Raw genomic sequence first — 26,268 nt, forward strand, 5'->3', positions numbered from 1 at the left:
CATTCATTGCGGTCATTCAGTATCGACGAGCGGGTCGCTTCCCGTTCGTTCGATCACCGTCCATCGACGTTTGAGCGACCGCGCTCGCGGTCGGTCGTCACGACGACCGAAAGCGCCCGATACGGTACGCTTAAACGATTGAGCCTACAACTGGAGAGTGCGCCAAGGTGGCAGAGTCCGGCCTAACGCAGCGGCCTGCAGAGCCGCCCATCGCCGGTTCAAATCCGGCCCTTGGCTTCGATTTTCACCCAGTTACGCGAAGCGGACCCCGTTCGACGAGACACGTGCTGGCCGTCAGCACCACGGCGACATCGGCGCCGAGCGGGGCCAGATCGTGTTGGGCGCGAGGGAAGGACCACTCGTTTGCGGCCCGCCGACGGTGACAACGTCTCCCCGACAGCCGAGTAGTGACTGCGTCGGGGCGTCGGGTCGATAACCGACTGTTCGACGCGCCGTACACCGCCAAGTTGCGTCGTTAGAACCGGTATAAACCCGACCGAGACGAAGTCGTTCCCGAGGGGGAGCGACTCAAACCGCCGGTTCGGCGCGTTCCGCTACCGACCAGGCAGTGTATCTCGCTAGATTTTTTCACAATAGTTGTAAATCAGACAACTACTGGCACTCTCCGATTAATATGTCAACTTAATGAGCATGGAGATTAGCTGTGGTATGGGGCCAAAGAGATGGGCGAGGAACCGAGTCACGAGATCATGGACACCATGGGCGACGAGATGGCCAGACGGCTCCTCATCGCCGTGCGGAAGGACCCGCAGTCAGCCAAGGAGTTAGCTGAGGCCTGTGAGATGTCTCTGCCGACAGTGTACCGGCGGATGGACGCACTGATCGACCACGGACTGGTCACGGAGCGGACCGTCGTCACGGACGACGGGAACCACTACAAGGAGTATCGCTGTAACTTCGACAGCACCGTCATCTCGCTGGGCGACCAGCAGTTCGACATCGAGATACACAGGTAGGAGAACGACCCCGACAGCTCCGCGGAGCCGTGGGACGGTTTCGACGGAAAGTAGCTCAGCGCTCCTGTTCGGCGACGTTCGGAACCGCACCGAACTGCCACTCCGGCACGACAGCCGCCCGGTCCCCGACGTAGTAGACGAAGCCCCTCGTGACGACGGCCAGATCCGCCGCCGACGACCCGCTAGTCACACGGTACGCCCCACCAGCACCAACGAGCGCCACCGCTCCGAGGAGCAGGAGTGTGGCCGTGAGCGGGACGTTCGGGTCGACCGGCCGATCCGCGCGATCCGCAACCGAGCTCCCGTGGCGGTCGTTGCTGTGGCTCCTCACTCGTCACCGCTCCGTGTCGTCATCGGCCGGTGTGACGTCGAGCCCGTTACCGAACGCGTCCAGCAGCGTGCGCCGAAGTTCGTTGAACGACTCGACGTCCTCGCGGAGCGAGTCGATCTCGGTTTCGATGCGGTCGAACTCCGCGGCGCGCTCGTCGCGGAGCGCCTCGATCTCCGCACGGAGCTCCGCCGTCTCGTCGGTGAGCTCCCCCACTGTCTCGTCGAGGTCGGCGACCTCCCCGTGCAGCTGCTCGCGGTCCTCGTCGGCCGCCTCGAGCCCGTCCTCGACGGTGCTGACCACCTCACGGACCGACCCGAGCTCCGACTCGAGCTCGGTCACCGAACGCTCGATGCTGTCGACGAACTCCGAGGCCGTCCCGTGGGCGTTGATGATCCCCTCGAGTGCGTCGACGTAGGCCTCGAAGTCGCTCATCCGCGACTGGACGTGCTGGACCCGGACCTCGTCCGCGCGGGCGACGCCGAGTTCGGACCGCAGGGCGTCGAGCTCCGCCTCGCTGGCGTCGCCGACCGGATCTCCGCGAGCAGGTCGCCCAGGAGCGAGTCGTCGTCGGTGGTGGCCGCCGATCCGTCGTCGTCGGGTGTGCGGTCGTCCGCGGCGCCGTCGTCGAGCGTGCGGTCGTCCGCGGTGCCGTCGTCGAGCGTGCGGTCGTCCGCGGTGCCGTCTTCGAGCGTGCGGTCGTCCGCGGTGCCGTCGTCGAGCCGGAGGTCGTCGACGGCGTCGCCGTCGAGGGTGAGGCCGTCGCCGTCGGCGTCGTCGGACACGATGGGTTCGGCGGGGTCGTCGTCGCCGTGTTCCCCACCGGGCGCCTCTGCGTCGCCGTCGATATCCGGCGACGGCTCGGCTCCGGGCGTGGCCGACCCCTCCACGTCCGGGTGGTCGGAGTCGTTCGCGTCCGGGTGGTCGGGCTCCTCCCCGTCCGGCCCCTCGTCCTCCCCGACGGCGTCGACAGTTGGCCCCTCACTCGGGTCGGGCGGGTCGAGCACCTCGTCGCCGGCGTCGTCGCCGTCCGTCTCGTCGTCGTCAGCGTTACGGTCGGGCGAGTCTAGCACTTCGTCGCCGGCGGCGTCGTCGTCCGTCTCGTCGTCGTCGGCGTTCGGGTCTGGCAGGTCGAGCACCTCGTCCGACGCGGAGTCGGCGCTCGTGTCCCCACCGTCGGCGACGGGCTCGATGTCGTGGTCGAGAACGCTCGAACCGTCCGCCTCGGGCGCGTCCGCGTCGAAACCGGCGGTGACGGACTCGGCGCTGTCGGCGTCGCGGAGGTCGTCCATCGACAGTTCCGACCGGGAAACCGTCGGTTCGTCACGACCGAGGGGCTCCTCACCGGCGGCCTCGAGGCCGAGCACGACCATCCGCGTGCGGTTCGACGGGACGATCACGTCGAACTGGACGGTGCCGTCCCCCTTCGTCCAGTCGTTCGGCGAGTGTTTGGGGTGGAACTCCAAGGTCTCGACGCGGTCCTGGGGCGGGATCGACTCCGCCACGTGGGCGACGGCCGGCGTTGACGCGACCGTCCGTAGTCGGTAGACGACGACCGTCGCCGTCGACCGGTCCTCGATCGTCCGCTGGACCTCCACGCCGTCCTCGGTCACGGTCACTTGCTTGGAACTGTCGCTCATCGTACGGACGTAGTGTAAGACTAGCCACGCTTAATGGGGGATGGGTGTTTTCTCGCCGAGATAAACCGCGCGAGGGCTGGGGGACGAGACCAACCTGTCACGGACGACCGTCCGGGAGTCGGCGGTCGCCCCCAGCGCCCCGTGCCGCAGGTGGGCCACCAAAAATTGTCGACAATTGTCAAGTGCGGCGGGAGCGAACAGCCGGTAATGGAGGACCCGCACAGTCGGCCGGCCGAGGCGGTTCTGACGGCTCACGACACCGCCGTCGAGGGGCTCACCTCGGAGGAAGCCGGGCGACGGCTGGCGGCACACGGCGAGAACGAGGTCGTCCAGGCCGGCGGCCGGACGCCGCTCGCGATCTTCCTCACCCAGTTCGACAGCGTGCTCATCTGGGTGCTGGTGGTGGCCGCGGGCCTCTCGGCCTGGGCCGGCCACACTGTCGACGCGGTCCTCATCGCCGTCATCGTCGTCGTCAACGGGGTGTTCGGGTTCGTGCAGGACTACCGCGCCGAGCAGAGCCTCGACGCGCTCCGCGAGCTGGCCGCGCCGACGGCGACCGTCCGGCGGGACGGGACGACCGTCGAGGTCGACGCGGCCGAGCTGGTTCCGGGCGACGTGATCGAGCTCGAGAGCGGCGACGTCGTCCCGGCCGACGGCCGACTGGTCGCGGACACCGACCTCGAAGTCGACGAGGCGGCGCTGACCGGCGAGAGCGCCCCGGTCTCGAAGTCGCCGGCGGCGGTCGCCCCCGACACGCCGCTCGCCGAGCGCGAGTGCATGGTGTACAACGGCACGAACGTGACGCGTGGCCGGGGCGTCGTCGTCCTCACGGCGACGGGGATGGACACCGAGGTCGGCGCGATCGCCCGCGAGCTCGCGGCCACCGAGGAGAGCCGGACGCCGCTGCAGGTGGAACTGGACGAGCTCGGCCGCCGGCTCGGGGCCGGGGTGCTCGTGCTGGCCGCGCTCGTGATCCCGCTGCTGCTGCTCCGGGACACGCCGCTCGTCGAGGCGGGGCTCACCGCCGTGTCGCTGGCCGTCGCCGCGATCCCCGAGGGGCTGCCGGCAGTGGTGACGCTGACGCTCGCACTCGGCGTCCGGACGATGGCCGAGGAGAACGCGCTCGTCCGCCGGCTCCCCGCCGTCGAGGCGCTCGGCTCGGTCGACGTGATCTGCACCGACAAGACCGGGACGCTCACCGAGGGACGCATGGCCGTCAGCCGGGTGTGGGTGAACGACGCCGTCGTCGATCTCGACGAGGACGGCGAGTCGTTCCCCGAGCGCGTCGACCGCCTGCTGCGGGCGGGGGCGCTCTGCAACGACGCCACCGTCGACGACGGCGACCCGACCGAGCGGGCGCTGGTCGCGGCCGCCGAGAGCCACGGCATCGACGTGGCCGCGCTCCGCGAGTCCCGCCCACGAACCGACGAGGTGCCGTTCGCCTCCGAGCGCAAGTGGATGGGGACCGCCCACGGCGACGTGGGGTACGTCAAGGGGGCGCCGGAGGTCGTGCTCTCGAACGCCAGCCGGGTGCTCACCGACGACGGGCCGGCCGACCTCGATCCGGAAACGCGCGACCGCGTCCGCGAGCAGGTCCGGGCGTTCGCCGACGACGCCCTCCGCGTGCTCGCGATCGCGTACACCGACACCCCCGAGCGGCTCGACGAGGAGCTCGTGTTCGTCGGCCTCGTCGGGATGATCGACCCGCCGCGGACGGAGGTCGCCGACGCGCTCGCGGCGACCGACCGCGCGGGGATCGACGTGAAGATGATCACCGGCGACAACGTCCGCACGGCCGCCGCGATCGCGGGCGAACTGGGGATGGGGCGGGCGGTGATGGAGGGGCGCGAACTCGACCAGTTGGACGACGACGCGCTGCGTGAGCGTGTCGAGACCGTCGACGTGTTCGCCCGCACCGCGCCCGCACACAAGGTGCGCATCCTGCAGGCGCTCAAGGCGAACGGCCACGTCGTCGCGATGACGGGCGACGGCGTCAACGACGCCCCGGCGCTGAAGAACGCCGACGTGGGCGTCGCGATGGGCGTCCGCGGCACCGACGTGGCCAAACACGCCAGCGACGTGATCCTGCTCGACGACAACTACGCGACGATCGAGCGGGCGATCGAGCGCGGCCGGGCGATCTTCGACAACCTCTGGAAGTTCGTCGCCTTCCTGCTCAGCGCGAACGTCGCGGAGGTCGCGCTCGTGTTCCTCGCCTCGCTGTACGGCTACCTCGTGCTCCCGGCGGTCCAGCTGCTGTGGATCAACCTGCTCACCGACGGGCTGCCCGCGCTGGCGCTGGGTGCGGACCCCAAATCCGGCGACGTGATGGAGCGGCCGCCGCGTGACCCCGACAGGGGGATCGTCGAGCGATCGATGCTCGGGTTCGTCGGCGGCGCCGGGACGGTGTCGACGCTGCTCATGCTCGGGCTGCTGGTCTACACGCTCGACGGCGCGGCCGCGATGACGCCGTACGCGATGACGATGGTGTTCACGGGCTTCGTCGTCCTCGAGTTCGAGAAGCTGTACGTCGTCCGGTGGCTGCGCGAGACGCCGACGCTCTCGAACCGCTGGCTCGCGCTCGCGGTCGGCGGCTCCGTCGCGCTCCAGCTGGCGGTCCTCTACACGCCGCTCGCCGACTACTTCGGGACGGTGCCGCTCGGGCTCGGGGACTGGGCCGTCATCGGCGCCGTGCTCGCCGTCGGGCTCCCCGCGTACCTCGCGATCGCGTACGCGATCGAACGGAACTCTCCCCCCGAGGCGGACCACTGAGCCCTCGGCCGTGCTCAGTGGGCCGTCCAGCCGCCGTCGACGGGGATGTTCGCGCCCGTGACGTAGGACGCCTCGTCGGAGGCGAGGAACATCGCGACGCCGGCGATCTCCTCGGGCTGGGCGACGCGCCCCATCGGCGTCCGCCCGTGGACGTACTCGTAGAACTCCTCGTCCTCGAACGTCGGCTCCGTCATCGGCGTCTCCACGAACCCGGGACAGATGCTGTTGACGCGGACGTTCTGGGCGGCGTAGTCGACCGCGACCGACCGCGTGAAGTTGACGATCGCGCCCTTCGCCGTGGCGTACGCGGTCGCCCCCGGGCCGGCGACGAGCCCGTAGATCGACGCGACGTTGATCACGCTCCCCTCGGACGCTTTCAGGTGAGGTAGCGCCGCCCGCGTCCCGTGCATGACGCCGTTCAGGTTGATCCGCATCACGTCGTGCCAGTCGTCGAGGTCCATCTCCTCGACCGTCCCGACCCGGCCGATGCCCGCGTTGTTCACCATCACGTCCAGCCGGCCGTGCTCCTCGACGGTGGCGTCGACGAGCGCCTGAACCTCGTCGTACGATGACACGTCACACTGCGTGAACGTGCAGTCGAGCGCCTCGGCGGCCTCCCGCCCCGCGTCGGCCGAGCGGTTCGCGATGACGACCTCGGCGCCGTACTCCCGGAACTTGGCGGCGATCGCCCTGCCGATCCCCGTCGAGCCGCCGGTGACGACCGCGACTTTCTCCTCGAGCATAGTGCTCCACGGTACGCCGCCGACCGGGTAAAACACTTGGACGAGCAACACGTCGGCGAACGGGGGTGTCGCTCCGCCTACCGGTCCGCGTGCTCTGCGAGCAGTGCGGCCCGCTCGTCCCGGCCCAACTGGTCGTACGCCTCGGCCTCGTACTGCAGCGACAGCACCGGGATCTCGCGCCCGTCGAGTTCGACGACTGTCCGGTTCGCGTCGACGGCTACCGGCGGCTCCCACGTGCCGTCGGGACGCCGTTTCTGTACGGCGCCCATGATCTCGACGCGAACCCCGTTCAGTTCGAGCGCGCCGAAGTGGGACTTGATCCGTTCGGCGGCCGAGAGCGACACGGGATCGACGATCCGGTCGCCGAACGCGGACTCGATGGCGTACGCGCCGGCCGCGGTCGTCTGCACATCGACGTCCTCGGGCTCGACGGGGACGCCCTGGAGCGCGAAACTGGCGCTGCCGGTCAGCGCCCACGACACCTCGTCGTCGATCCGCGCGGCCAGCGTCAGGATCGCGTCGCGATACGCGTCGTTCAGCCGCGACACGGCGCTACGAGTCGACTTCCGTCTTCACGACCACCGCGGGCCGGCTCGTCAGGCGGAGCACGCGGTCGGTGACGCTCCCGAGCAGCGTCCGGTACTCGTCGGGGCGGCGCTTCGTCCCGAGCACGAGCAGGTCGGCCTCGGCCTCGTCGGCGTAGTCGACGATCGCGTCGGAGGGGCGGCCGTGTCGCATCACGTCGACGAAGTCGACGCCCGCCTCGTCCGCCCGCGCGCGCAGGTCCGCGATGGTCTCCTCCCCGTGCTCCTCGAGCCCGTGCTCCGGCCCCTCGGCCTCGTCGACGTACTCGTCGCCGCTGTAGGCGTTGTACACGTTCTCGTCGACGACGTACAGCACGTGGAGCTCGGCGCCGTGGGACGCCGCGAGATCGAGCGCGTGGGCTTCGGCTTCGGTGGAGGCGGCGGTACCGTCGGTCGACAGCAGGATTCGGTCGTACATTCGTCGGTTCCTTCGGGCGGTAGCTACAAAACCACGGCGGCGACCGCTCCGGGGTCCGTTACCGAAAGAGGAACCGTTTTTACGTCGGGTGCACCACCATCAGGACATGCAACGACGCGCTGTGGCAGTCGCCGCCGCTCTCTTCCTGGTCGTGGGGGCACTGTCGCTCGGACTGGTCCTCACCGGCGAGGCGCCGGCGTTCGACGCGGGGGGCGAGAACGTGTATCAGTCGGGTGACGAGTTCACCGTCGACGGCCAGACGTACACCGTCGCGTCCGTCGAGGCGACCGAGTCCAGCGGCGGCGGCCACGGTGGCGGCGGGGGAACGACCTACGAGGCGACGATCGAGTGGGACGACGAGAACGGCACCCAGAGCGCGACGGTGAGCCAGCACGGCAACGTCACGCTCTCGGGTGTGACCCACTTCGCCCACTTCGACTCGGGCGAGGAGGTCGTCATCTCCTCGAACTTCGAAACCCTTCGCGAGTACAACACCGAGACGGCGCAGTACGAGGAGCACACCAACGGGCTGTGGGGCGTCTCCATCCTCACCGGCCTCGTGGGCATGTTCCTGATCGGGACGGCGTACATGCCGTCGCGGTACTGAACCCCGACCCTTCTCACGCGGACGTTTCGAACAGCTCGCTCGCGAAGTAGCGGTCGTAGTGGCGACGACAGCCGGGGTTGAACTCCGCGCCACAGTCCGGGCAGCGGTCGTCGCAGTCGACGTACTCCGCGACGGTCAACACCGTGCCACAGATCCCACACAGCACCGCGTCGGCGTCGTCGCCCGTGGCCGTTCGTTCTTCCGAGCCTTCGTCCTCGGCGCCTGTTCGCATCGCCGAACCCGTGTCCTCGGCGCCTGTTCGGTCCGCCGAGCCTTCGTCCTCGGCGCCTGTTCGGTCCGCCGAGCCTGAGCCCTCGACGCTCGCTCGCGCTCCGCCGCCCGACTCGTCGCCCCACCGCTCGGGCTCGTGGTCGGCCGCCGCGAGGTGACACTCGTAGCAGGGGTAGAACGTCTCACAGCACGGGAAGCGGATCGCGATCACGTCGAGCTCGCTGTCGTAGTGGCGACACCGCGTCTCCGGGCCGACGTCGACGCCCCGGACCGTGTGGCCGTGGACCTCCATACTGGCGCCACGGACGCTGCGGCAAGGGCGTACCGGCGACCGACGCGTCGCTGGCGGGTGAAAAAACCGGCTGGGAAAACGGCGCCGCGGGTTAGGGTGCTTCGCCCGTCTCGAGCGTGAAGTCGTCGCGCGGGTAGGCGACGCAGGTCAGCGTGTACCCCTCGTCGATCTCCTCGCCGGAGAGCATCTCCTGGTTGTCGTGCTCGACGAAGTCCTCGCTGGGGCCGTCGGTGATGTGGCCCGCACAGGAGACACACTGGCCCTGTCGGCAGGCGTAGGGGAGGTCGAACCCTTCCTCCTCGCCGGAGTCGAGGATGGGCTGGTTGTTCGGGAGTTCGACGGTCTCACCCTCCTTGACGAACTCGACCTCGAAGTACTCCACCTCGTCCTCGGGGATGTCGCCGGGGCCCGAGCCAGTGCCGCCGGTCTCGCCCTCGAGCTCGCCCTCCTCGGCGGCCTCACCGCCGACCGCGGCCGCGGGCGCGCCGCCGCCGCCGATCGATCGGTTGTACGGCTCCGGGAAATCCGTCTCGGGCACGCTCGCGGCCCGGCGTTCGAGCATCTCCTCGGAGATGTCCGGGGCGGACTCCCACTCCGTTCCGCGGACGTAGTGGAACACCGCGATTGCCCCGCTGAGGACGACGGCGAGGCCCAGCGCGGTCGTGTTCACAGCCATACTCCGAACATTGAGTGCCCGGGTTAAGGTGGTTGTGATTCCGCGCGTCGGCTGCCGCCGTTCACTCGGGCGGATACTCGACCCCGCGCTCCGCGAGCAGCGCCGCGAACGCGTCTTCGTCGACGACGGGGACCCCCTCGGCGTCGGCGTCCTCGCGTTTGGTCCGCCCCGGGTCTCGCCGGCGACGAGGTAGTCGGTGTTGCCCGACACCGAGCCCGTCGCGTTCGCGCCGTGGGCCTCGACCAGCGACTGCGCCGCGTCGCGAGTGACCGAGAGCGAGCCGGTGAACACGAACGTCAGCCCGTCGAGCTCGTCGCCCGCGGTCGTCGATTCCGGCGGTTCGGGCTCGACGCCGGCCTCGCGCAGGCGCTCGATCACCCGGCGGTTGCGCTCGTTGCCGAAGAACTCCGCGACGTGGGAGGCGACGGTGGGGCCGAACCCATCGACTTCGCGGATTTCGGACTCGTCAGCCTCCAGCAGCGCGTCGACGCCGCCGAACGCCGCCGCGAGATCCGCGGCCATCGTCGGCCCGACCTCGGGGATCCCCAGCGCGGCGAGGAACTCGCCCAGCGACGGCGACTTCGTGGCCTCGATCTCCGCCCGGAGCTTCTCGGCGCTGCGCTCGCCCCACCCCTCCAGCGCGGCGAGCTCCGCGGCGTCGATGTCGTAGAGGTCCGCGATCGAGTCCTCGATCAGCCCCTCGTCGACCAGCTGCCCGGCCGCCTCCTCGCCCAGCCCCTCGATGTCGAGCCCGCTGTCGCTCGCGTAGTGTTCGACCGACCGCTTGAGCTGGGCCGGACAGGAGAGCCCGCCCGTACAGAACCGCAGCGGGCCGTCGGCCTCCACGTCGCTGCCACAGACCGGGCAGCTGTCGGGCAGTTCGAAGTGGCCCGCGGAGTTGTCCTCGACGACCTCGGCGACGTAGGGGATCACGTCGCCCGCCCGCTGGACTTTCACCACGTCGCCGGCGTCGACGCCCAGCTCGGCGATCTCGGACTGGTTGTGCAGGCTCGCCCGCGAGACCGTCACCCCGCCCACGTCGACGGGGTCGAGCAGCGCGACGGGGGTGAGCCGGCCGGTCCGGCCCACCTGGACGACGATGTCGGCGATGCGGGTCTCCTCGGTCCTGGCGGGGAACTTGTAGGCGTACGCCCAGCGGTAGTGTCGCGAGGTGGTGCCCAGCCGCCGGCACTGCTCGCGGTCGTTCACCTTCAGCACCGTGCCGTCGATCTCGTAGTCCAGCTCGTCACGGATCGCCATCAAGTCGTCCCGGAACGCGATCGCGTCGTCGATCCCGTCGACGAGCTCGTGGCGGTCGTTGACCGGCAGCCCCCACGCCGGGAGCTGCCGGTGTTCGTCCCAGTTGGTCTCCAGCCCCGCGACGCCCTCGGGGCCGACGGAGGCGGCGTCGTCGGCGTTCTCGGGCCCCATCTCCGCGATCGGCACCGCCTCCTCGCTCGCCCAGAGCACGTCGTAGAAGAAGCAGTCCAGCGGGCGCTCGGCGGTCACCGAGGGGTCCAACTGCCGCAGGCTCCCCGCGGCGGCGTTCCGGGGGTTGGCGAACGGGTCGTCGCCGCGCTCGACGCGCTCGCGGTTGTGCTCCTGGAACGCCGAGAGCGGCATGTGGACCTCGCCGCGGACGACGACCACCGCGGGCGGGTCGCCCCGGAGGCGCTGGGGGACCGAGGCGATGGTGCGGACGTTCTCGGTCACGTCGTCGCCGACCTCGCCGTCGCCCCGGGTGGCCGCGCGCTCGTAGCGCCCCTCGACGTAGATGATCTCGACCGAGAGCCCGTCGAACTTCGGCTCGCAGACGTAGTCGACGTCGCCGTCCAGTTCCCGCCGCACGCGGTCGTCGAACGCGCGCACGTCCGCGGCCTCGCCCGAGGAGTCGATCGACAGCAGCGGCACCACCAGGTCGACGCTCTCGAGCTCGTCCACCGGCTCGCCGCCGACGCGTTCGGTCGGCGACCCGTCGGTGTCGAGGTCGAACGCGTCCTCCAGCGCCTCGAGCCGCCGGAACAGCTCGTCGTACGCGCGGTCGGAGACGACGGGGTCGTTCTCGACGTAGTAGCGGTAGTCGTGGTAGCGGATCGCCGCCCGCAGCTTCTCGGCCTGCTCGCGGGCTTCATCGGCGGACAGCTCCCCCGTCGGCGCGAACTCGGTGTCGGGCTCGCGGACGTAGGGGTTGTCCGCGGGCGCCTCCTCGGTCATGGCTCGGGCTGGGGCGGGCGGCGGTAAAAAACGGTGGTCGTCGCGTCGGCGCTACTCGCCCTTTGCGATCTCGCGGATGCGCTCGCGGCCGGCGTCGACGTAGCCGCCGTGGAAGCAGACGGTGTGTTCCACGTCGAGTTCGCCGAGCATCGCGACGGACTCCATCGCCCGCTCCATCTCGAGGGTGTGCTCTGTGGCCGGCCCCTGCAGTTCGCCGTCGGCGGCGGTCAGCGCGTCGCCGGCGATCAGCAGCTGCTCCTCCGGCAGGTGGAACGAGGAGTGGCCGCGCGTGTGGCCGAACGTCTCGACCAGTTCGATCGGCCCGGCGAGCGTGCTGAACCCGACGCCGTCGATCACTTCCACGTCGACGCGGGCCGCCGGGTAGCGATCGTCCTCGGACTTCTCCGGGAACTCCCGGCCGTCGACGTACGGCGCCTCGGCCCAGTGGGCGAACGTCGGCGCGCCCGTGCGGTCCTGCACGGTCGCGAGCGCGCCCGCGTGGTCGCCGTCGTGGTGGGTGAGAACGACGAACCGCACGTCGTCGAGGCCGAACCCGTGCTCCCCGAGCGCGGCCTCGAGTTCGTCGGCATGGCCCGGCAGCGTCGTGTCGAACAGGATCAGCCCCGCCTCGGTCTCGACGGCGGTCGGCGTGAACGTCCGCTCGGCGCCGCCGAGTTCGAGCGTGACCGGGAGACTGTAGACGTGGTCGGTGAGTTCCATACCTCGGTGTTGGGTTCGGAGGGTCGTAGAACTGACGGCTTAGGGTCGCTCGACCGCGGCGCCGTCGCCGCCGGCTACCTCGTCGCGTACGTCGTGACGCTCCCGAACTCTCCCTCGGCGATCGCTTCCGCGAGCCCGCGGTAGTCGACGTCGTCGGGCATCTCCCGCGGGTACTTCCGCTGGAAGAAGCTCACGACGTTCTCCACGTCGCGCTCGAGGAACTCGTCGGCGTTCTCGTGGTCGGTCGCGACCGCCTGGGGCCAGTCGAACACGGTGACGCCGCCCTCGGCGACGGCGACGTTGTGCTGGCTCATGTCGGCGTGGACGTAGCCGGCGTCGTAGGCGTCGCCGACCTCCCGCAGCACGAGGTCACAGACGCCGACGACCTGCTCGCTCGGCAGCGACGCGCGCTCGAGCTCGACGCCGTCGAACTTCTCCATCAGGATCGCGTGGCGGTTCTGGTCGACCGGCCGGGGGACCGACACGTCGGGGTAGAGCTCCTCGAGCACCTCGTGCTCGCGCTCGGCGGCCTTGCGGGCGGTGTAGAACCACGAGACGTGGTTGCGGTCGGCGGTGTACTCCCGCTCCTTGTCGACTTTCCGGAACTCGGTGTACCCCTCGCGGTGGAACTTCAGCGCCATCGGCTCGTACGACTGCACCTCGTACACGTCGCTCTCCTTGCCGACGCCGAGTGGGGCGCCCATCCCCTCGATCGTGCCGCGCTCGGAGAACGCCCGCAGCGCGAGGCAGTCGTACCCCTCGAACGTGAGGCGGTACCCCTCGTACTGGATCGTCTTGCGCTCGATCAGTTCGCGGTCGGCACAGCGGTCGATCCGGTAGTCGACCTCCTCCGCGGTCAAGTCGCGTACTCGGGGAGCTTCTCGCGCTGGACCCACTCCGAGAAGCGCATCCCCTGTTCGAGCCCGGAGAGGAGGTAGAAGTCCTCGGGTTCGAGCTCGGCCATGACGGAGGCGACGTTGCCGACCATACGTCGTTTCCGGGTTGCGTGGGAAAAAGGGTGCCGCGTTCTTCGTCTGATTCGTTTTGCTCGGCGGGGCTACTAGCGTGGTCAGCAACACCGTGAAAGCCCCGACGCGCTCGGCTCGGGCGGCTCGCTGCGGTCCTCGCCTCGCTTCGCTCAGCTGCGGTCCTTGCGTCGCCGTCCTTCGTCGAGCGCGTCGCCCCTTTCAGTCCCACCCGGCCGTACTGTCCACGAACCTCCCCAGCCGACTCCTTCCCTCACTTCGTTCGGTCAGTCGTCCCTCGCGCTCGGTTCGCGTCCGTCGACGCGAACGCTTCGCGCCGACCGCACGGGACGTCGACGCCACGGGAGCGCCCCACCGCAACCGCTTTTCGCCCGCCCCACCCATCCCCGGCCATGAGCGACCACGCCGACCGGGAGTGGCGGCTGATCCGCGAGGAATCCCGTCCCGGCCCGCTGCAGATGGCGCTGGACGAGGTGGCCGCCGAGACCGCCGCTGCCGGGGGCCCGCGCACGGTCCGCGTCTACCGCTGGGACCCCTCCTGCCTCTCGATGGGGTACGGACAGGCCGTCGACACCGTCGACTGGGAGCACTGCGAGGCTGCTGGGGTCGACGTGACCCGCCGACAGACCGGCGGCGGCGGCATCTACCACGACAACGAGGGCGACATCGCCTACTCCATCGCCGCGCCCGCGGACGAACTCCCCGGCGAACTCATCGAGAGCTACCACGAGCTCTGCCCGCCGATCCTCGACGCGTTCGCCCGCCTCGGCGTCGACGCCGACTTCGTCGACGAGGAGCGCCCGCCGATCTACCAGCCGGCCTGCTACCTCCGCGGTCTGCACCCCGCCCACGACGTCGTGAGCGACGGCGGCGCCGGCCGGAAGCTGGCCGGGAACGCCCAGTACCGCCGGAAGGACGCGGTGATCCAGCACGGCTCGATCACTTACGACGCCCGGCCGGAGGCGCACCTCGCGGTTTTCTCGGACCCGGACGTGACCCCGGCGGCGTTCTCGGAGCGCGTCGCGGGGATCACCGACCTCGTCGACGCGAGCCGCGCCGAGGCCGTCGACGCCGTCGAGACGGCGCTGCAGGAGTGGGCCGACGCCGACGAGGGCGAGTGGACCGCGGACGAACTGGCCCGCGCCGAGGAGATCGCGGACGCGAAGTACCGCAGCGAGGCGTGGGTCCGGGAGCGCGACGCCGAGCGCTGATCGCGGGGGAACGCCGCGATACCACCCGCCTCCGAACGCTTTTTGCCGGTCGCTCGCGGACTCAGGGTATGCTCAAAATCGGGGCGCACGTCTCCATCGCGGGCGGGGTCGACAACGCGGTGGAACGGCAGCTGGAGATCGACGGCAACTGCGGGCAGGTGTTCACCCACTCGCCACAGGTCTGGGACCACGGCGACATCGGCGACGACGAGGCCGAACGGTTCCGCGAGGAGACCGACGCGGATCTCGCGGGCCCGTGGGTGATCCACTCCTCCTACCTCGTGAACCTCTGTACGCCGAAGGAGGACCTCCGGGCGAAGAGCCGCGACTCGATGCAGCAGGAGGTCGACGCCGCCGCGGAGCTCGACATCGACTACGTGAACGTCCACCTCGGCGCCCACACCGGGGCGGGCGTCGAGGGCGGCATCGAGAACGCCGCGAACGTGATCGACTCGCTGGACGTGCCCGACGACGTGAAAGTACTCGTCGAGAGCGACGCCGGCAGCGGCACGAAGCTCGGCGGCCAGTTCGAGCATCTCGCGAAGGTGATCGACGAGACCGACGAGGAGATCGGCGTCTGTCTCGACACCGCCCACATGTTCGCGGCGGGCTACGACCTCTCGACCCCCGAGGCCGTCGACGAGACGGTCGAAGAGTTCGACGACGTGGTCGGGAACGAGTACCTCCACTGCATCCACCTCAACGACTCCAAACACGAGTGCGGGACGAACAAGGACGAACACGCCCACATCGGCGACGGCTACATCGGCGACGACGGGATGGCACGGATCATCAACCATCCCGAGTGGCGCGACCAGCCCTTCGTGCTCGAGACGCCGACGGAGGACGGCCGGAGCTTCGCGTGGAACGTCGACCACGTCCGGGAGCTGCGTGAGGAGTAGGCCGGGAATCGCAGCAATACATTTACCTGTCGACCAATTCGGTTCGGTCATGATGGTGAGGGGCCGATGACCGAGGACGCGGTTTCGTTCTCGCTGTCGGCCGGCGAGCTGACCGTCCGGGACGAGGCCGGCGGCGGCGCGGTCGTGATCGACGTGGACGGCGACGCCTCGGTCACCCCCGCCACGGACGCGTGGTTCGACGTGCCGGTCGACGACGCGGTGAGCCTGACGACGGAGTCGCTGGAGTTCCACGGCGCGCCGTCCGCCCAGCTCCGGAACGTTCACGGCGAGGACTACGGCTCGCTCACGGACGGGACGTTCTCGATCGAGGGGGAGAGCTACGTCGATCTCACGACGGCGATGAAGCTCCTCGTGTACGTCGACGGGGAGGTGACCGGTCGGTACGTCGGCGACGCGGAGAACCCCGACTCGCTGCTGTTGACGTTCGACGACTCGGCCCGTGTCGTCGTCGGCGCCCGCTCGTTCCACGACGCGCCGATCGCGACGATGACGGTGTCCGACGACCCCGAGGAGCTGATGACGGCGGTCTCGCACCTCGGCTCCGCGGTCAAGGAGTGGTCGGCCGAGCGCTCGTGGCCGACGCTGCGGGGGCACCCGCCCGCAATCGAGGTCGGCGACGAGCTCGCCGTCCCCGACCGCCTCTCGGTCCCCGACACCGAGGTCACCGTCGCCGTCCCGCCGGACACGGCGGACGTCCTCCGGGTGACGCCGCTCGCGTACTACTTCGGCGCCGACGTGGTGGCCGGCGACCGGGCCGAACTCCGACTCGGCACCCAGCACGTCGAACCGCTGGGGACGGGCGCCGAACTGGAGCGCTCGGTCGACGATCTCCTCGCCCACGCGATCGTGCTGGACAGCCTGGTCCGCATCGACGGCTACTACTCGCTCCCCCGCCGCGAGTACGACGAGCTCGCACCGGAGCTCCCGTTCTACCCGCCCGAGCTGTACGACGAGCCGATCCACCGCCAGCTGCTGGAGTACCTCGAGGTACCGTTCGAGACGACCCGCCCGTACGCACCGACGTGGCACGCGGTCGGTACGCTCCGGCCGACCGTCGCCGACGCCGAGGCGGTTCCCTACCTCCTGAACACGCTCGCACGGGTCCACGTCACCCCGGACGGGGTGCCGCGCGACCCGCCGCCCGCGGCGGGGAAGCCGGTCGAGTTCTCGACGAACGACGCCGTTACCCACAACACCGCCGCCATCCCCCCTGCGGCCAGGGAGCGTGCGGCCGATCACGAGGCGCGCCAGTCGGGCGACGCGGAAGTGCTGTTCGTCGGCTGGGAGCCGCCGGGCCGGGACGCGTTCGAGGCCGTCGACTGGGACCGGTTCAAGCTCGACGAGGCGCCGACCGCCACGTACCGGTCGTCGGTGACGCGAGCGGAGCTCCGCTCGCTACTCGCGACGGAGTACGCGCACGTCCACTACGGGAACCGCGTCACGGAGAAGGGGTTCGTCTGTTCCGACGGCGTGCTCGCGTTCGACGACTGCCCGGCCGGATCGGTCGGCGCCGTCTCGTTCGCGTGGGGGCAGCCGAGGACCGACCCGCTGACCGGACTGCTCGACACCGCGTCGGTCGTCTGTCTGCCCGACGAGCAGCTCTCAGTGGTGGCGGCACAGGAGCTGGCAGTGTATCTCGTCCTCGGTCGGTCGGTCGCCTCGAGCGCCCAGCTTACCGGTATCGACGCGGTCCGGTATCTGGGGGACGCGTTGCTCCCGGTTGCACACAGGCCGGTCGGCTACTGTCCGACGGTGTTCTACGTCGAGCGAGGCGACGACGGGTTCCACGTCTCGACCCAACACGATACTGACGAGCGCGACTTGATCGGACGTGTCTCCTTCTCTCGCTTCGAGAAGATGCCCGATAAGTTTCGGCTCTCGGGGACCCGTATCCGGATGTCCGAACCGGTCTCGGCGGACGAACTCGGCGACCTCCTGACGATCGACGGGATCTTCCGATTCGGCTGGTGTTCTGAGTCGGAGCAGGCGCCGGACCTGCCGGCGACCGACGACCTCCTCACGGAGTAGCCCGGTTCCGAGGGAGACTTACCACTCCGCGCCCAACGCCCGCTATGCGACCCCTCCTCCTCGTCGCCCTGCTCTCGCTGGTCGTCGCGCCCGCGGCCGTCGCCGCCGCGCCAGCGGACGCGGCCGCGTCGCCGGCGGTCCAGACCGACACGAGCCTCTCGGGAACCGTCAGCTTCCTCAACGGCAGCGCCGTCGCCGACGCGACGGTGCTCGTCGGGAGCGAGGACCGCCTCGGCAACGCCTCCGCGAGCGAGCTCCGCGAGATCGCGGCCGACCCGCCAGACGACGTGGCGACGGCGACGACGAACGCCTCCGGCGGCTACGAGATGACCGTCGCCGACGAGGTCGACGCCGAGCTCGTCGTCGCGGTCGCCGACGCGGGGACGAGCCGCCCCCGCCGCTACGTCGCCGGCGAGATGGATCTCACCGTCCGCACGACGGCGACGCTGACCCTCGACTCGCCCTCGATCACCGCCGAGCCCGGCGAGCGGGTCCGGGTGCCGTTCTCGCTCACCAACACCGGCGACCAGCCCGTCGAGGGGCTCTCGCTGTCGCTGACGCTGCCCGACGGCTGGAACCACGTCTCGGCCACCTCGGAGACTGGCACGTACCACCAGAGCAACCGGACGTTCACCTGGGGGCCGGTCGAGCCGGGCGAGACCGTCGAGGCGTCGTTCCGCATCTTCGTCGGCCTCGACGCCGTCGACGAGTCGGCGGAGACGTACGAGCTCGCCACGTTCGCCGACAGCCGGACCCACCCCCTCGACGTGTCGGACGCGACGGTCACCGTGCGCTACCCGACCGAGCGGACGGACGCCGAGGTGCCCGGCTTCGGCGCGCCCGCGGCGCTCGGCGCCGTCGCGGTCCTCGCCGGCGCGGCCGCGCTCGCCCGGCGGGACTGAGCGCGCCCGGCGGCCCCGGATCGACCGACCCGCTTTTCTCCGTTCCGGCACCACCACCGCCCGTGCGGGAGTTCACGCCGGAGTACCTCGAACACACGCGCCGTGGGATGTGGGAGTCGACCGCGGCGCTCGACCCGCTCGAGCTCGAGAGCCGGGAGCGCGTGGTGGACGTTGGCTGTGGCACCGGCGAGCTCTCCCGCGTGCTCGCCGCCGAGAGCCCGGGCGAGGTGGTCGGCGTCGACGCCGACACGGCCCTGCTCTCGGTGGCGCGGGAGCACGTCCCGACCGTCGCCGGCGACGCGACGCGGCTCCCGTTCGTCGACGACGCGGCGGATCTGGTCGTCTGCCAGGCGCTCCTCATCAACCTCCCCGACCCCGCCGCCGCGGTCCGGGAGTTCGCCCGGATCTCCTCGGATCTCGTCGCGGCGATCGAGCCCGACAACGCCGCTGTCGAGGTGTCCTCGACCGTCGACGCGGAGGAGCGGCTGGAGCGGGAGGTCCGGGCGGCGTACCTCGACGGCGTCGAGACCGACGTGGCGATGGGCGAGCGCGTGGGCGACCTGTTCGAGACTGCGGGGCTGGAGGTGGTCGCCCGGCGCACCTACCGCCACGAGAAGCTGGTCGAACCGCCCTACAGCGAGCCGGCGATGGAGAGTGCGGCGAAGAAGGCCAGCGGCGCGGGGCTCGCCGACCACGAGCGGGAACTGCGGGCGGCCGGGGCGGACTACGACGAACTTCGGGCCGCCTGGCGCGAGATGGGCCGGGACGTGGTTCGCGAGATGGGCGAGGAGCAGTATCGGCGCCGCGAGGTGGTGCCGTTCGAGGTGACTGTCGCGCGAGTCTGAGAGCTGCCGACTGCGGGTCGCTACACCGCCTCCATCGACGCCAACAGCCGACACTTCCGGCAGACGTCCGCGGAGGTCGTCGAGCCGCACTCCTCGCACTCGCCCAGGTCGCCGTCCTCGTCGCCGCCGTAGGCGTCGGCCGCCAGCTCCGCCAGCTCCTCGTAGCCGGACATGATCGAGTGGCGCGTCCCGGGGTGGTTCTCCTCCAGCTTCAAGAGCAGCTCCTGTATCTCGCCGCGGTACGCCTCGCTGGCGTGGGGGCACTCGGTGATGTGTGCGGGAAGGTCCTCCAGGTGGGCGTACAGCGCGACCTCCTTCTCCGGAATGTCGCGCAGGGGTTTCGCCCGCGGGACGAACGAGTCGCTCTCCTCGCGGTCGTCGAAGCCGCCGATGGAGGCGTCGAAGTGTTTGGCGACCTGCTTCACGTCGCCCTCGAGGAAGTTCATCAGCGCCGTCTGGGCCTCGTCGTCGAGGTTGTGGCCCGTGAGCAGCTTGTCGGCGCCCAGTTTCTCGGCGTACTCCTCCAGCAGGTCACGGCGGAACACGCCGCAGTACGCACACGGCGCCATGTTCTCGGGGTCGTCCTCGACCACGTCGTCCATGCGGACGCCGAACTCCTCCTCGTAGCCGACGACCTCGTGTTCGATCCCCAGCTCCTCAGTGAGCTCCTCGCTCGCTGCCAGGGACTCGTCGCGGTACCCCTCGATTCCCTCGTGGATCGACAGCGCCACCAGCTCGATCCGGGGGTCCTCGCCGAACGTCTCCGCGAGGATCTCGGTGAGCACGACCGAGTCCTTCCCGCCCGAGAGCCCGATCACCCACGTCTCGGGCGCCTCAGGCGTCGCCTCGCGGGAGACGAGGCTGTCCTCGCGAACCCGGCGGCGCACCCGCTTCTCGACGGAGCGCGTGAAGTGCTCCGCACAGAGGTGGGCGCCGGAGTAGGCGGCGTGCATCACCGCCTCGGACCCACACCGGTCACAGTCCATTTGGCGGCGCTAACCGACCTGTGGGGATACCGGTTTCGCTCGCGGGGCCGGCCGCCGCGCCGTCGACGACGCCCGCGCCGTCGTGTCACCGCGGCGCAGCGGCACGGTTTGCGTGGTCCGGAAGCCGAATCGCTTTGGTTTCGAAAATCTGTCGCCACTAGAACCTTGGCTGCCAAGGCGCAAACGCACTAAGGGAGGAGCCCCTATAGAGAGATAGCCATGGGAACGCGAACAGCACAACTGAACGTCACGGGCATGTCCTGCGCCAACTGCTCGGCGACGGTCGGCGAGGCGCTGGAGCTGCTCGACGGCGTCGAGGCGGCGAGCGTCAACTACGCCACCGACGAGGGCTCCGTCGAGTACGACCCCGAGCAGGTGTCGCTCGGCGAGATCTACGACGCCATCGAGTCGGCGGGCTACGGCGTCGTCTCGGAGACGGTGTCGATCGCCATCTCCGACATGTCGTGTGCGAACTGCGCGGAGGCCAACGAGGACGCCCTCGAAGACCTCCCCGGCGTCGTCGACGCCGAAGTGAACTACGCGACCGACGAGGCACAGGTCACCTACAACCCCGAGGACACGTCGCTCTCGGCGATGTACGACGCGATCGAGGACGCGGGGTACACCCCCGTCCGCGAGGACGGCGAGGAGGAGGCGGGCGAGTCCGCCCGCGACGCCGCCCGCAACGAGGAGATCCGCAAACAGCTCCGGCTAACGCTGTTCGGCGCCGCGCTGTCGGTGCCGCTTCTGTTCTTCCTGCTCGAACATTTCTTCTTCGACAGCCTGCTCGGCGACTCGCTGCTGGGCGTGCCGCTGGGCTGGGTGATGTTCGGGCTCGCGACGCCGGTTCAGGTCGTGCTCGGCCGGCCGTTCTACAGGAACTCCTACAAGGCGCTCGTGACGAACGGGCGCGCCAACATGGACGTGCTGATCGCGCTCGGCTCCACCACCGCGTACGCCTACTCCGTCGCGGTGCTCGCGGAGCTGATCGCGGGCAGCCTCTACTTCGACACGGCGGCGCTGATCCTCGTGTTCATCACGCTCGGCAACTACCTCGAGGCGCGCTCGAAGGGGCAGGCCGGCGAGGCGCTCCGGACCCTGCTGGAGATGGAGGCCGACACCGCGACCGTCGTCGACGACGACGGGAACGAGGAGGAGATCCCGCTCGAGGACGTCGCGGTCGGCGACCGGATGAAGGTCCGGCCGGGCGAGCAGATCCCCACCGACGGCGTGGTCGTCGACGGCCAGTCCGCCGTCGACGAGTCGATGGTCACCGGCGAGTCCGTCCCCGTCGAGAAGACCGAGGGCGACGAGGTCGTCGGCTCCACGATCAACGAGAACGGCGTGCTGGTCGTCGAGGCGACGAAGGTCGGCGCCGACACGGCGCTCCAGCAGATCGTCCAGACGGTGAAGGAGGCGCAGTCCCGCCAGCCCGACATCCAGAACCTGGCGGACCGCATCTCCGCGTACTTCGTGCCGGCGGTGATCGTCAACGCCGTGTTCTGGGGCGCGGTCTGGTACCTGTTCCCGCAGGCGCTCGCGGGGCTCGTCGGCTCGCTCCCGCTGTGGGGGCTGGTCGCCGGCGGCCCGGCGGTCGCGGGCGGGACGGTCTCGGTGTTCGAGTTCGCGATCGTCGTGTTCGCCTCCGCGGTGCTGATCGCCTGTCCCTGTGCGCTGGGGCTCGCGACGCCGGCGGCGACGATGGTCGGGACGACGATCGGCGCCCAGAACGGCGTGCTGTTCAAGGGCGGCGACATCCTCGAGCGCGCGAAGGACGTCGACACGGTCGTGTTCGACAAGACCGGGACGCTCACCGAGGGCGAGATGGAGCTCACCGACGTGGTCGTGTTCGACGGCGCCCGCGCCGACGGCGGTGACGCCGCGCCGGACGGCGGCCAGCTGGCCGAACGCGAGCAGTTCGACGAGGACGACGTGCTGCGGTTCGCGGCGATCGCGGAGAGCGGGAGCGAACACCCGCTGGCTCGCGCGATCGTCGACGGCGCCGAGGCGCGCGGGATCGAGGTCGGCTCGCCCGAGAGCTTCGAGAACGTCCCCGGCCACGGCATCCGCGCCACGGTCGAGGGCGGCGAGGTGCTGGTCGGCAACCGGAAGCTGCTCCGCGAGCACGGCGTCGACCCCGAGCCCGCCGCGGAGACGATGGAGCGACTCGAGAGCGAGGGGAAGACGGCGATGCTCGTCGCCTACGAGGGCGACCTCGTGGGCGTCGTCGCCGACGCCGACACGGTGAAGGAGAGCGCGAAGTCCGCCGTGAGCCAGCTCCGGGAGCGCGGCGTCGACGTGATGATGCTCACCGGCGACAACGAGCGGACCGCCCGCGCGGTCGCCGAGCAGGTCGGCATCGACCCCGACAACGTCCGCGCGGAGGTGCTGCCCGAGGACAAGTCCGACGCCGTCGAGGCGATCCAGGCCGAGGGCCGCCAGGCGATGATGGTCGGCGACGGCGTCAACGACGCGCCGGCGCTGGCGGTCGCCTACGTCGGCACCGCGATCGGCTCCGGCACCGACGTGGCCATCGAGGCCGCCGACGTGACGCTGATGCGCGACGATCCCGTCGACGTGGTGAAGGCGATCCGGATCTCCGACGCGACGCTGCAGAAGATCAAGCAGAACCTCGTCTGGGCGCTGGGGTACAACACGGCGATGATCCCGCTTGCCTCGCTTGGGCTGCTCCAGCCGGTGCTCGCCGCGGGGGCGATGGCGTTCTCGTCGCTGTCGGTGCTGACGAACAGCCTGCTGTTCCGCGGCTACACGCCGGACGAGGACTACGAACTGCTGGGCCGCCTGCGGTAGGCGGCGCGTCCGCTCTCGGCTACTGATTTTTCGAAAAGTGATCGTCGACCGAAGAACCCGCAGTCGCGTCGTTTAGCGTCGACGCCCGTCCATCTCGACGTCGCCGACGCCGTCAGCTACTCAGGCGGCGCCCGCGGCCGCGCCGGAGTCCGCGGATTCGGCGGCCTGGAGCAGCTCCTGGTAGCGGTTGCGGATAGTGACCTCGCTCATGTCGGTGGCGGCGCTGACCTCCGACTGCGTGAGCGCGTTGTTGGTCAGCACGCCCGCGGCGTAGATCGCGGCCGCGGCGAGGCCGACGGGCGACTTGCCCGAGTGGACGTTCTGACGCTTGGCGGTCTCGAGCAGCTCGCGGGCGCGGCGCTCGGTCTCGTCGTCGAGGTCGAGCTCGCTCGCGAACCGCGGGAGGTACTCCAGCGGGTCGGCGGGCTGGACCTCGAGCTTGAGCTCCCGCACGATGTAGCGGTAGGCGCGCTTGAACGTCGCCTGGTCGACGCGGGAGACGGCGCTCATCTCGTCGAGGCTGCGGGGGACGTTCCCCATCCGGGCCGCGGCGTGGAGGCTCGCGGTGGCGATCCCCTCGATCGAGCGGCCGGGGAGCAGGTCCTTGTCGAGCGCCTGTCGGTAGATCACCGACGCCGTCTCGCGGACGTTCTCCGGGAGGCCGAGCGCCGAGGCCATGCGGTCGATCTCGCCCAGCGCCTGCTTCAGGTTGCGCTCCTTGTGGTCGCGGGTGCGGAACCGCTCGTTCCACGTCCGCAGGCGCTGCATCTTCTCGCGCTGACTCGCCGACAGCTGGTTGCCGTAGGCGTCCTTGTTCTGCCAGCCGATGTTGGTCGAGAGGCCGTCGTCGTGCATCATCTTCGTCGTCGGCGCGCCGACGCGGGACTTCTCGTCCTTCTCGCCGGCGTCGAACGCGCGCCACTCGGGGCCGCGGTCGATGCCGCCTTCGTCGACGACGAGGCCACAGTCCGCACAGACCGTCTCGGCCTGCGACTCGTTCGTCTCGAGGTTGCCACCGCACTCGGGGCAGTGGTGCTCCTGCTCGGTCTCTGCCCGCTCGGTCTCGGTTTCGCGGTGGGTGGTGTTCGTGCTCATTGATTGGAACCGAAGTGTCCCGACGCGGGGGCATCGGGCTGTCTTCACCCAAGGGTAAGACAGTAAAGTATATAAATCTTTTGCCCAAGTCTATCACGGTTTATCGGCTTGATTCGCCAGTATTCGGCAGGTAGAACCGAAACAGAGAGACCGGTAGCTTCTTGAGTGGCATAACCTTGTGTAAGTGTCACACGATTCCGACGCGGGCCGCTGCTGGCGCCGGGATTTCCGCGCCGAAAACGGCCCACGTCCTCAGTCGTCGGCGACCGCACAGCCGCCCGCGTAGTCGACGCCGGCGAGGTCGTCGATGCCGTCGTCGCCACACACCGGGCAGTCGGGGTTCTGCCTGTACGGCACCGTCTCGAAGGAGAGCTCCCGGGCGTCGTAGAACAGCAGCCGCCCCGTGAGCGTGTCGCCCAGTCCGAGCAGCACTTTCACCGCCTCGGTCGCCTGGAGACAGCCGACGGTGCCGGGGAGCACGCCCAGCACGCCCGTCGTCGCACAGTCCGGCACCGTCCCGGGCTCGGGCGGCTCGGGGAACAGACAGCGGTAGCAGGGCCCCTCCGGGCTGAGGGTGGTGATCTGCCCCTCGAACTTGTAGATCGCGCCGTGACAGAGCGGCACCCCCTCGATCCGGCAGGCGTCGTTGAGCATGTACCGCGTGGGGAAGTTGTCGGTGCAGTCGACGACCACGTCGTAGTCGGCGACCAGCTCTCGGGCCTCCTCGGGCGCGATGCGTCGCTCCATCGCCTCGACGTCGACGTCGGGGTTGAGGTCGTTGACGAACTCTTCGGCGCTGTCGGCCTTCGCCCGCCCCACGTCGGCGTCGCGGTGGATCACCTGGCGCTGGAGGTTCGAGCGCTCGACCACGTCGTCGTCGACGATCCCCAGCCGGCCCACGCCCGCGGCCGCTAGGTACTGGATCACCGGCGCGCCGAGGCCGCCGGCGCCGACGACCAGCGCGCTGCCCTCGAGCAGGCGCTTCTGGCCCTCCGGCCCCACGTCGTCGAGGATGATGTGCCGGGAGTACCGGTCTAACTGCGTCGCGTCGAGCGAGAGGTCGCTCATGGGGTGTACTGGGGCCCCGCCGGGGTTAAGCGCACGGACGGTGGCCCGTCGTCGCCGTGCCTCCGTCGCAGGTGCCTTCCCTCCCCCGGCCCACTCCCGGGTATGGTCACGACCAAGCGCTACCACCTCGCCCAGCGACCCGCGGGCGTCCCGGACGACGACACGTTCGACCTGCGGGAGATCGACCTCGACGACCCCGCCGGCGGCGAGGCGCTCGTGAAGCTCCGCTACCTCTCGGTCGACCCGTACATGCGCGGCCGGATGGACGCCGGCGAGTCCTACGCGGAGCCGTGGGAGGTGGGCGACCCGCTCCGGGGCGCCGCCGTCGGCGAGGTCGTCGACGAGACCGGGACCGAGTTCGACGCCGGCGACACCGTCGTCGGCAACATGACCTGGGCCGAGTACCACCTCGCCGACGCGAGCGAGCTCCAGCGCATCGAGACCGGCGCGCTCCCGGTGTCGACCGCGCTGGGCGTCGTCGGCATGCCCGGCCGGACGGCGTACTTCGGCACGCGCGAGGTGCTCGAACCGCGGGCCGGCGACACGGTCGTCGTCAGCGCCGCCGCGGGCGCGGTGGGCTCGGTCGTCGGCCAGCTCGCCAAGCTCCAGGGGGCGAAAGTGATCGGCTTCGCCGGCAGCGACGAGAAGTGCGAGGTCGTCGAGGACGAGTTCGGCTTCGACGCCTGCATCAACTACGAGTCGACCGACGACTACGTCGCGGCGCTCGCCGACGCGGCGCCGGAGGGCGTCGACGGCTACTTCGACAACGTGGGTGGCCCCATCACGGACGCGGTGTTCTCCCACCTCAACGTCGACGCCCGCGTGGCGGTCTGCGGGCAGATCGCGCTGTACAACGCCGAGGAGCAGCCGACCGGCCCGCGGAAGCTGGGGAAGCTGATCGAGAGCCGTGCTCGCGTCCAGGGGCTGCTCGTGAGCGACTTCGCGCCGCGGTTCGAGCAGGCCAGCGCGGACCTGGCGGAGTGGGTCGCCGCCGGCGAGATCCAGTACCGCGAGACGGTGACGGAGGGGCTGGCGAACGCTCCCGACGCGTTCCTCGGGCTGTTCGAGGGGGAGAACGTCGGGAAGCAGGTGGTGAAAGTCAGCGACTGAGGGGCTGTTTCTCTAGTCGCTGTTCCTCCCGCGAACGGTGCCGCGGAGCGAGCATGGCCACTTGGACCGCACCGCCACGCACCGCCCACAGCCTCCCCAGC

General features: G+C 70.1%; 22 protein-coding genes, 1 tRNA gene and 2 pseudogenes. 11 read left to right on the forward strand and 14 right to left on the reverse strand.

What is annotated here, in order from left to right:
* The first annotated feature begins 161 nt into the window (after positions 1 to 161).
* Together ACP95_RS02575 and ACP95_RS02580 are read left to right on the forward strand one after the other, a co-directional pair.
* Positions 162 to 237: transfer RNA gene (locus tag ACP95_RS02575), tRNA-Cys, on the forward strand.
* Positions 238 to 683: 446 nt separating this feature from the next.
* Positions 684 to 977 carry an ArsR/SmtB family transcription factor gene (locus tag ACP95_RS02580; RefSeq protein WP_049979709.1) on the forward strand — a complete coding sequence of 98 codons (294 nt, stop codon included), beginning with the start codon at positions 684 to 686 and terminating at the stop codon, positions 975 to 977.
* Positions 978 to 1,032: 55 nt separating this feature from the next.
* On the opposite strand, the gene ACP95_RS02585 is transcribed toward ACP95_RS02580, so the two are convergent.
* Genes ACP95_RS02585 through ACP95_RS02595 form a run of 3 tightly spaced genes read right to left on the reverse strand, consistent with a single transcriptional unit; the run spans position 1,033 to position 2,945 of the window.
* Complete coding sequence (locus ACP95_RS02585; protein ID WP_049979710.1) at positions 1,033 to 1,308, reverse strand: hypothetical protein; 276 nt, start codon at positions 1,306 to 1,308, stop codon at positions 1,033 to 1,035.
* Between the two features lie 3 nt (positions 1,309 to 1,311).
* Positions 1,312 to 1,740 carry a hypothetical protein gene (locus ACP95_RS02590; protein WP_049979711.1) on the reverse strand — a complete coding sequence of 143 codons (429 nt, stop codon included), beginning with the start codon at positions 1,738 to 1,740 and terminating at the stop codon, positions 1,312 to 1,314.
* Positions 1,737 to 2,945: a hypothetical protein gene (locus ACP95_RS02595; RefSeq protein WP_049979712.1), complete on the reverse strand. Its 1,209-nt coding sequence runs from the start codon at positions 2,943 to 2,945 to the stop codon at positions 1,737 to 1,739. The genes ACP95_RS02590 and ACP95_RS02595 overlap by 4 nt, the downstream gene beginning before the upstream one ends.
* A 207-nt stretch (positions 2,946 to 3,152) precedes the next feature.
* On the opposite strand from ACP95_RS02595, the gene ACP95_RS02600 reads away from it, so the two are divergent.
* Entirely contained in the window at positions 3,153 to 5,717 is a 2,565-nt protein-coding gene (locus ACP95_RS02600; protein WP_049979713.1) for a cation-translocating P-type ATPase, read from the forward strand.
* A gap of 14 nt (positions 5,718 to 5,731) precedes the next feature.
* Here ACP95_RS02600 and ACP95_RS02605 read toward each other — a convergent pair whose 3' ends face one another.
* From ACP95_RS02605 to ACP95_RS02615, 3 genes are all read right to left on the reverse strand, one after another.
* On the reverse strand, positions 5,732 to 6,460 hold the full coding sequence (locus tag ACP95_RS02605; protein ID WP_049979714.1) for an SDR family NAD(P)-dependent oxidoreductase: 729 nt from the start codon (positions 6,458 to 6,460) through the stop codon (positions 5,732 to 5,734).
* A gap of 77 nt (positions 6,461 to 6,537) precedes the next feature.
* Positions 6,538 to 7,008 (reverse strand): nucleotidyltransferase domain-containing protein, encoded by a 471-nt coding sequence (locus ACP95_RS02610; RefSeq protein WP_202593754.1) that lies wholly within the window; start codon positions 7,006 to 7,008, stop codon positions 6,538 to 6,540.
* A 4-nt stretch (positions 7,009 to 7,012) separates the two neighbouring features.
* A complete protein-coding gene (locus tag ACP95_RS02615; RefSeq protein WP_049979715.1) occupies positions 7,013 to 7,462 on the reverse strand; it encodes a universal stress protein in 450 nt (149 codons plus the stop codon).
* A 106-nt stretch (positions 7,463 to 7,568) separates the two neighbouring features.
* Here ACP95_RS02615 and ACP95_RS02620 point away from each other — a divergent pair, with 106 nt between their 5' ends.
* Positions 7,569 to 8,069 (forward strand): hypothetical protein, encoded by a 501-nt coding sequence (locus tag ACP95_RS02620; protein ID WP_049979716.1) that lies wholly within the window; start codon positions 7,569 to 7,571, stop codon positions 8,067 to 8,069.
* A gap of 13 nt (positions 8,070 to 8,082) precedes the next feature.
* On the opposite strand, the gene ACP95_RS02625 is transcribed toward ACP95_RS02620, so the two are convergent.
* The 5 genes and pseudogenes from ACP95_RS02625 to ACP95_RS02645 all read right to left on the reverse strand — a co-directional run bounded on the left by ACP95_RS02625 (position 8,083) and on the right by ACP95_RS02645 (position 13,190).
* Positions 8,083 to 8,592 carry a CHY zinc finger protein gene (locus ACP95_RS02625; RefSeq protein WP_049979717.1) on the reverse strand — a complete coding sequence of 170 codons (510 nt, stop codon included), beginning with the start codon at positions 8,590 to 8,592 and terminating at the stop codon, positions 8,083 to 8,085.
* A 91-nt stretch (positions 8,593 to 8,683) separates the two neighbouring features.
* Positions 8,684 to 9,268 (reverse strand): 2Fe-2S iron-sulfur cluster-binding protein, encoded by a 585-nt coding sequence (locus tag ACP95_RS02630; RefSeq protein WP_049979718.1) that lies wholly within the window; start codon positions 9,266 to 9,268, stop codon positions 8,684 to 8,686.
* A gap of 61 nt (positions 9,269 to 9,329) precedes the next feature.
* A pseudogene (gene ligA / locus ACP95_RS02635) lies at positions 9,330 to 11,482 on the reverse strand (NAD-dependent DNA ligase LigA).
* A gap of 51 nt (positions 11,483 to 11,533) precedes the next feature.
* Positions 11,534 to 12,202, reverse strand: a complete 669-nt coding sequence (locus tag ACP95_RS02640) for an MBL fold metallo-hydrolase (protein ID WP_049979719.1) — start codon at positions 12,200 to 12,202, stop codon at positions 11,534 to 11,536.
* Positions 12,203 to 12,276: 74 nt separating this feature from the next.
* Positions 12,277 to 13,190: pseudogene (locus tag ACP95_RS02645) on the reverse strand (serine/threonine-protein kinase RIO2).
* A gap of 390 nt (positions 13,191 to 13,580) precedes the next feature.
* Here ACP95_RS02645 and ACP95_RS02650 point away from each other — a divergent pair.
* From ACP95_RS02650 to ACP95_RS02670, 5 genes are all read left to right on the forward strand, one after another.
* The gene (locus tag ACP95_RS02650; RefSeq protein ID WP_049979720.1) at positions 13,581 to 14,399 is read left to right on the forward strand and encodes a lipoate--protein ligase family protein; all 819 of its coding nucleotides are present in this window, start codon (positions 13,581 to 13,583) and stop codon (positions 14,397 to 14,399) included.
* 68 nt (positions 14,400 to 14,467) lie between these two features.
* On the forward strand, positions 14,468 to 15,301 hold the full coding sequence (locus ACP95_RS02655; protein WP_049979721.1) for a deoxyribonuclease IV: 834 nt from the start codon (positions 14,468 to 14,470) through the stop codon (positions 15,299 to 15,301).
* 66 nt (positions 15,302 to 15,367) lie between these two features.
* On the forward strand, positions 15,368 to 17,350 hold the full coding sequence (locus tag ACP95_RS02660; protein ID WP_049979722.1) for a hypothetical protein: 1,983 nt from the start codon (positions 15,368 to 15,370) through the stop codon (positions 17,348 to 17,350).
* A 44-nt stretch (positions 17,351 to 17,394) separates the two neighbouring features.
* Positions 17,395 to 18,252, forward strand: coding sequence for an NEW3 domain-containing protein (locus ACP95_RS02665; RefSeq protein ID WP_049979723.1), 858 nt, complete (start codon positions 17,395 to 17,397; stop codon positions 18,250 to 18,252).
* Between the two features lie 62 nt (positions 18,253 to 18,314).
* Positions 18,315 to 19,097, forward strand: a complete 783-nt coding sequence (locus tag ACP95_RS02670) for a class I SAM-dependent methyltransferase (protein WP_049979724.1) — start codon at positions 18,315 to 18,317, stop codon at positions 19,095 to 19,097.
* Between the two features lie 20 nt (positions 19,098 to 19,117).
* Here the strand turns inward: ACP95_RS02670 and ncsA are convergent, their stop codons facing one another.
* Positions 19,118 to 20,083 carry a tRNA 2-thiolation protein NcsA gene (ncsA, locus tag ACP95_RS02675; RefSeq protein WP_049979725.1) on the reverse strand — a complete coding sequence of 322 codons (966 nt, stop codon included), beginning with the start codon at positions 20,081 to 20,083 and terminating at the stop codon, positions 19,118 to 19,120.
* A gap of 219 nt (positions 20,084 to 20,302) precedes the next feature.
* On the opposite strand from ncsA, the gene ACP95_RS02680 reads away from it, so the two are divergent.
* The gene (locus ACP95_RS02680; RefSeq protein WP_049979726.1) at positions 20,303 to 22,894 is read left to right on the forward strand and encodes a heavy metal translocating P-type ATPase; all 2,592 of its coding nucleotides are present in this window, start codon (positions 20,303 to 20,305) and stop codon (positions 22,892 to 22,894) included.
* Positions 22,895 to 23,014: 120 nt separating this feature from the next.
* Here the strand turns inward: ACP95_RS02680 and ACP95_RS02685 are convergent, their stop codons facing one another.
* Together ACP95_RS02685 and ubaA are read right to left on the reverse strand one after the other, a co-directional pair.
* Positions 23,015 to 23,989, reverse strand: a complete 975-nt coding sequence (locus ACP95_RS02685) for a transcription initiation factor IIB (RefSeq protein WP_049979727.1) — start codon at positions 23,987 to 23,989, stop codon at positions 23,015 to 23,017.
* Positions 23,990 to 24,241: 252 nt separating this feature from the next.
* A complete protein-coding gene (ubaA, locus tag ACP95_RS02690) occupies positions 24,242 to 25,057 on the reverse strand; it encodes an SAMP-activating enzyme E1 (protein WP_049979728.1) in 816 nt (271 codons plus the stop codon).
* Between the two features lie 102 nt (positions 25,058 to 25,159).
* Between ubaA and ACP95_RS02695 the strand changes: the two genes are divergently transcribed.
* Complete coding sequence (locus ACP95_RS02695) at positions 25,160 to 26,167, forward strand: NADP-dependent oxidoreductase (RefSeq protein WP_049979729.1); 1,008 nt, start codon at positions 25,160 to 25,162, stop codon at positions 26,165 to 26,167.
* Positions 26,168 to 26,268 lie beyond the last annotated feature (101 nt).

The organism is Halolamina rubra (genome assembly GCF_000739555.1).
In the GTDB taxonomy this organism is placed as follows: Archaea; Halobacteriota; Halobacteria; order Halobacteriales; family Haloferacaceae; genus Halolamina; species Halolamina rubra.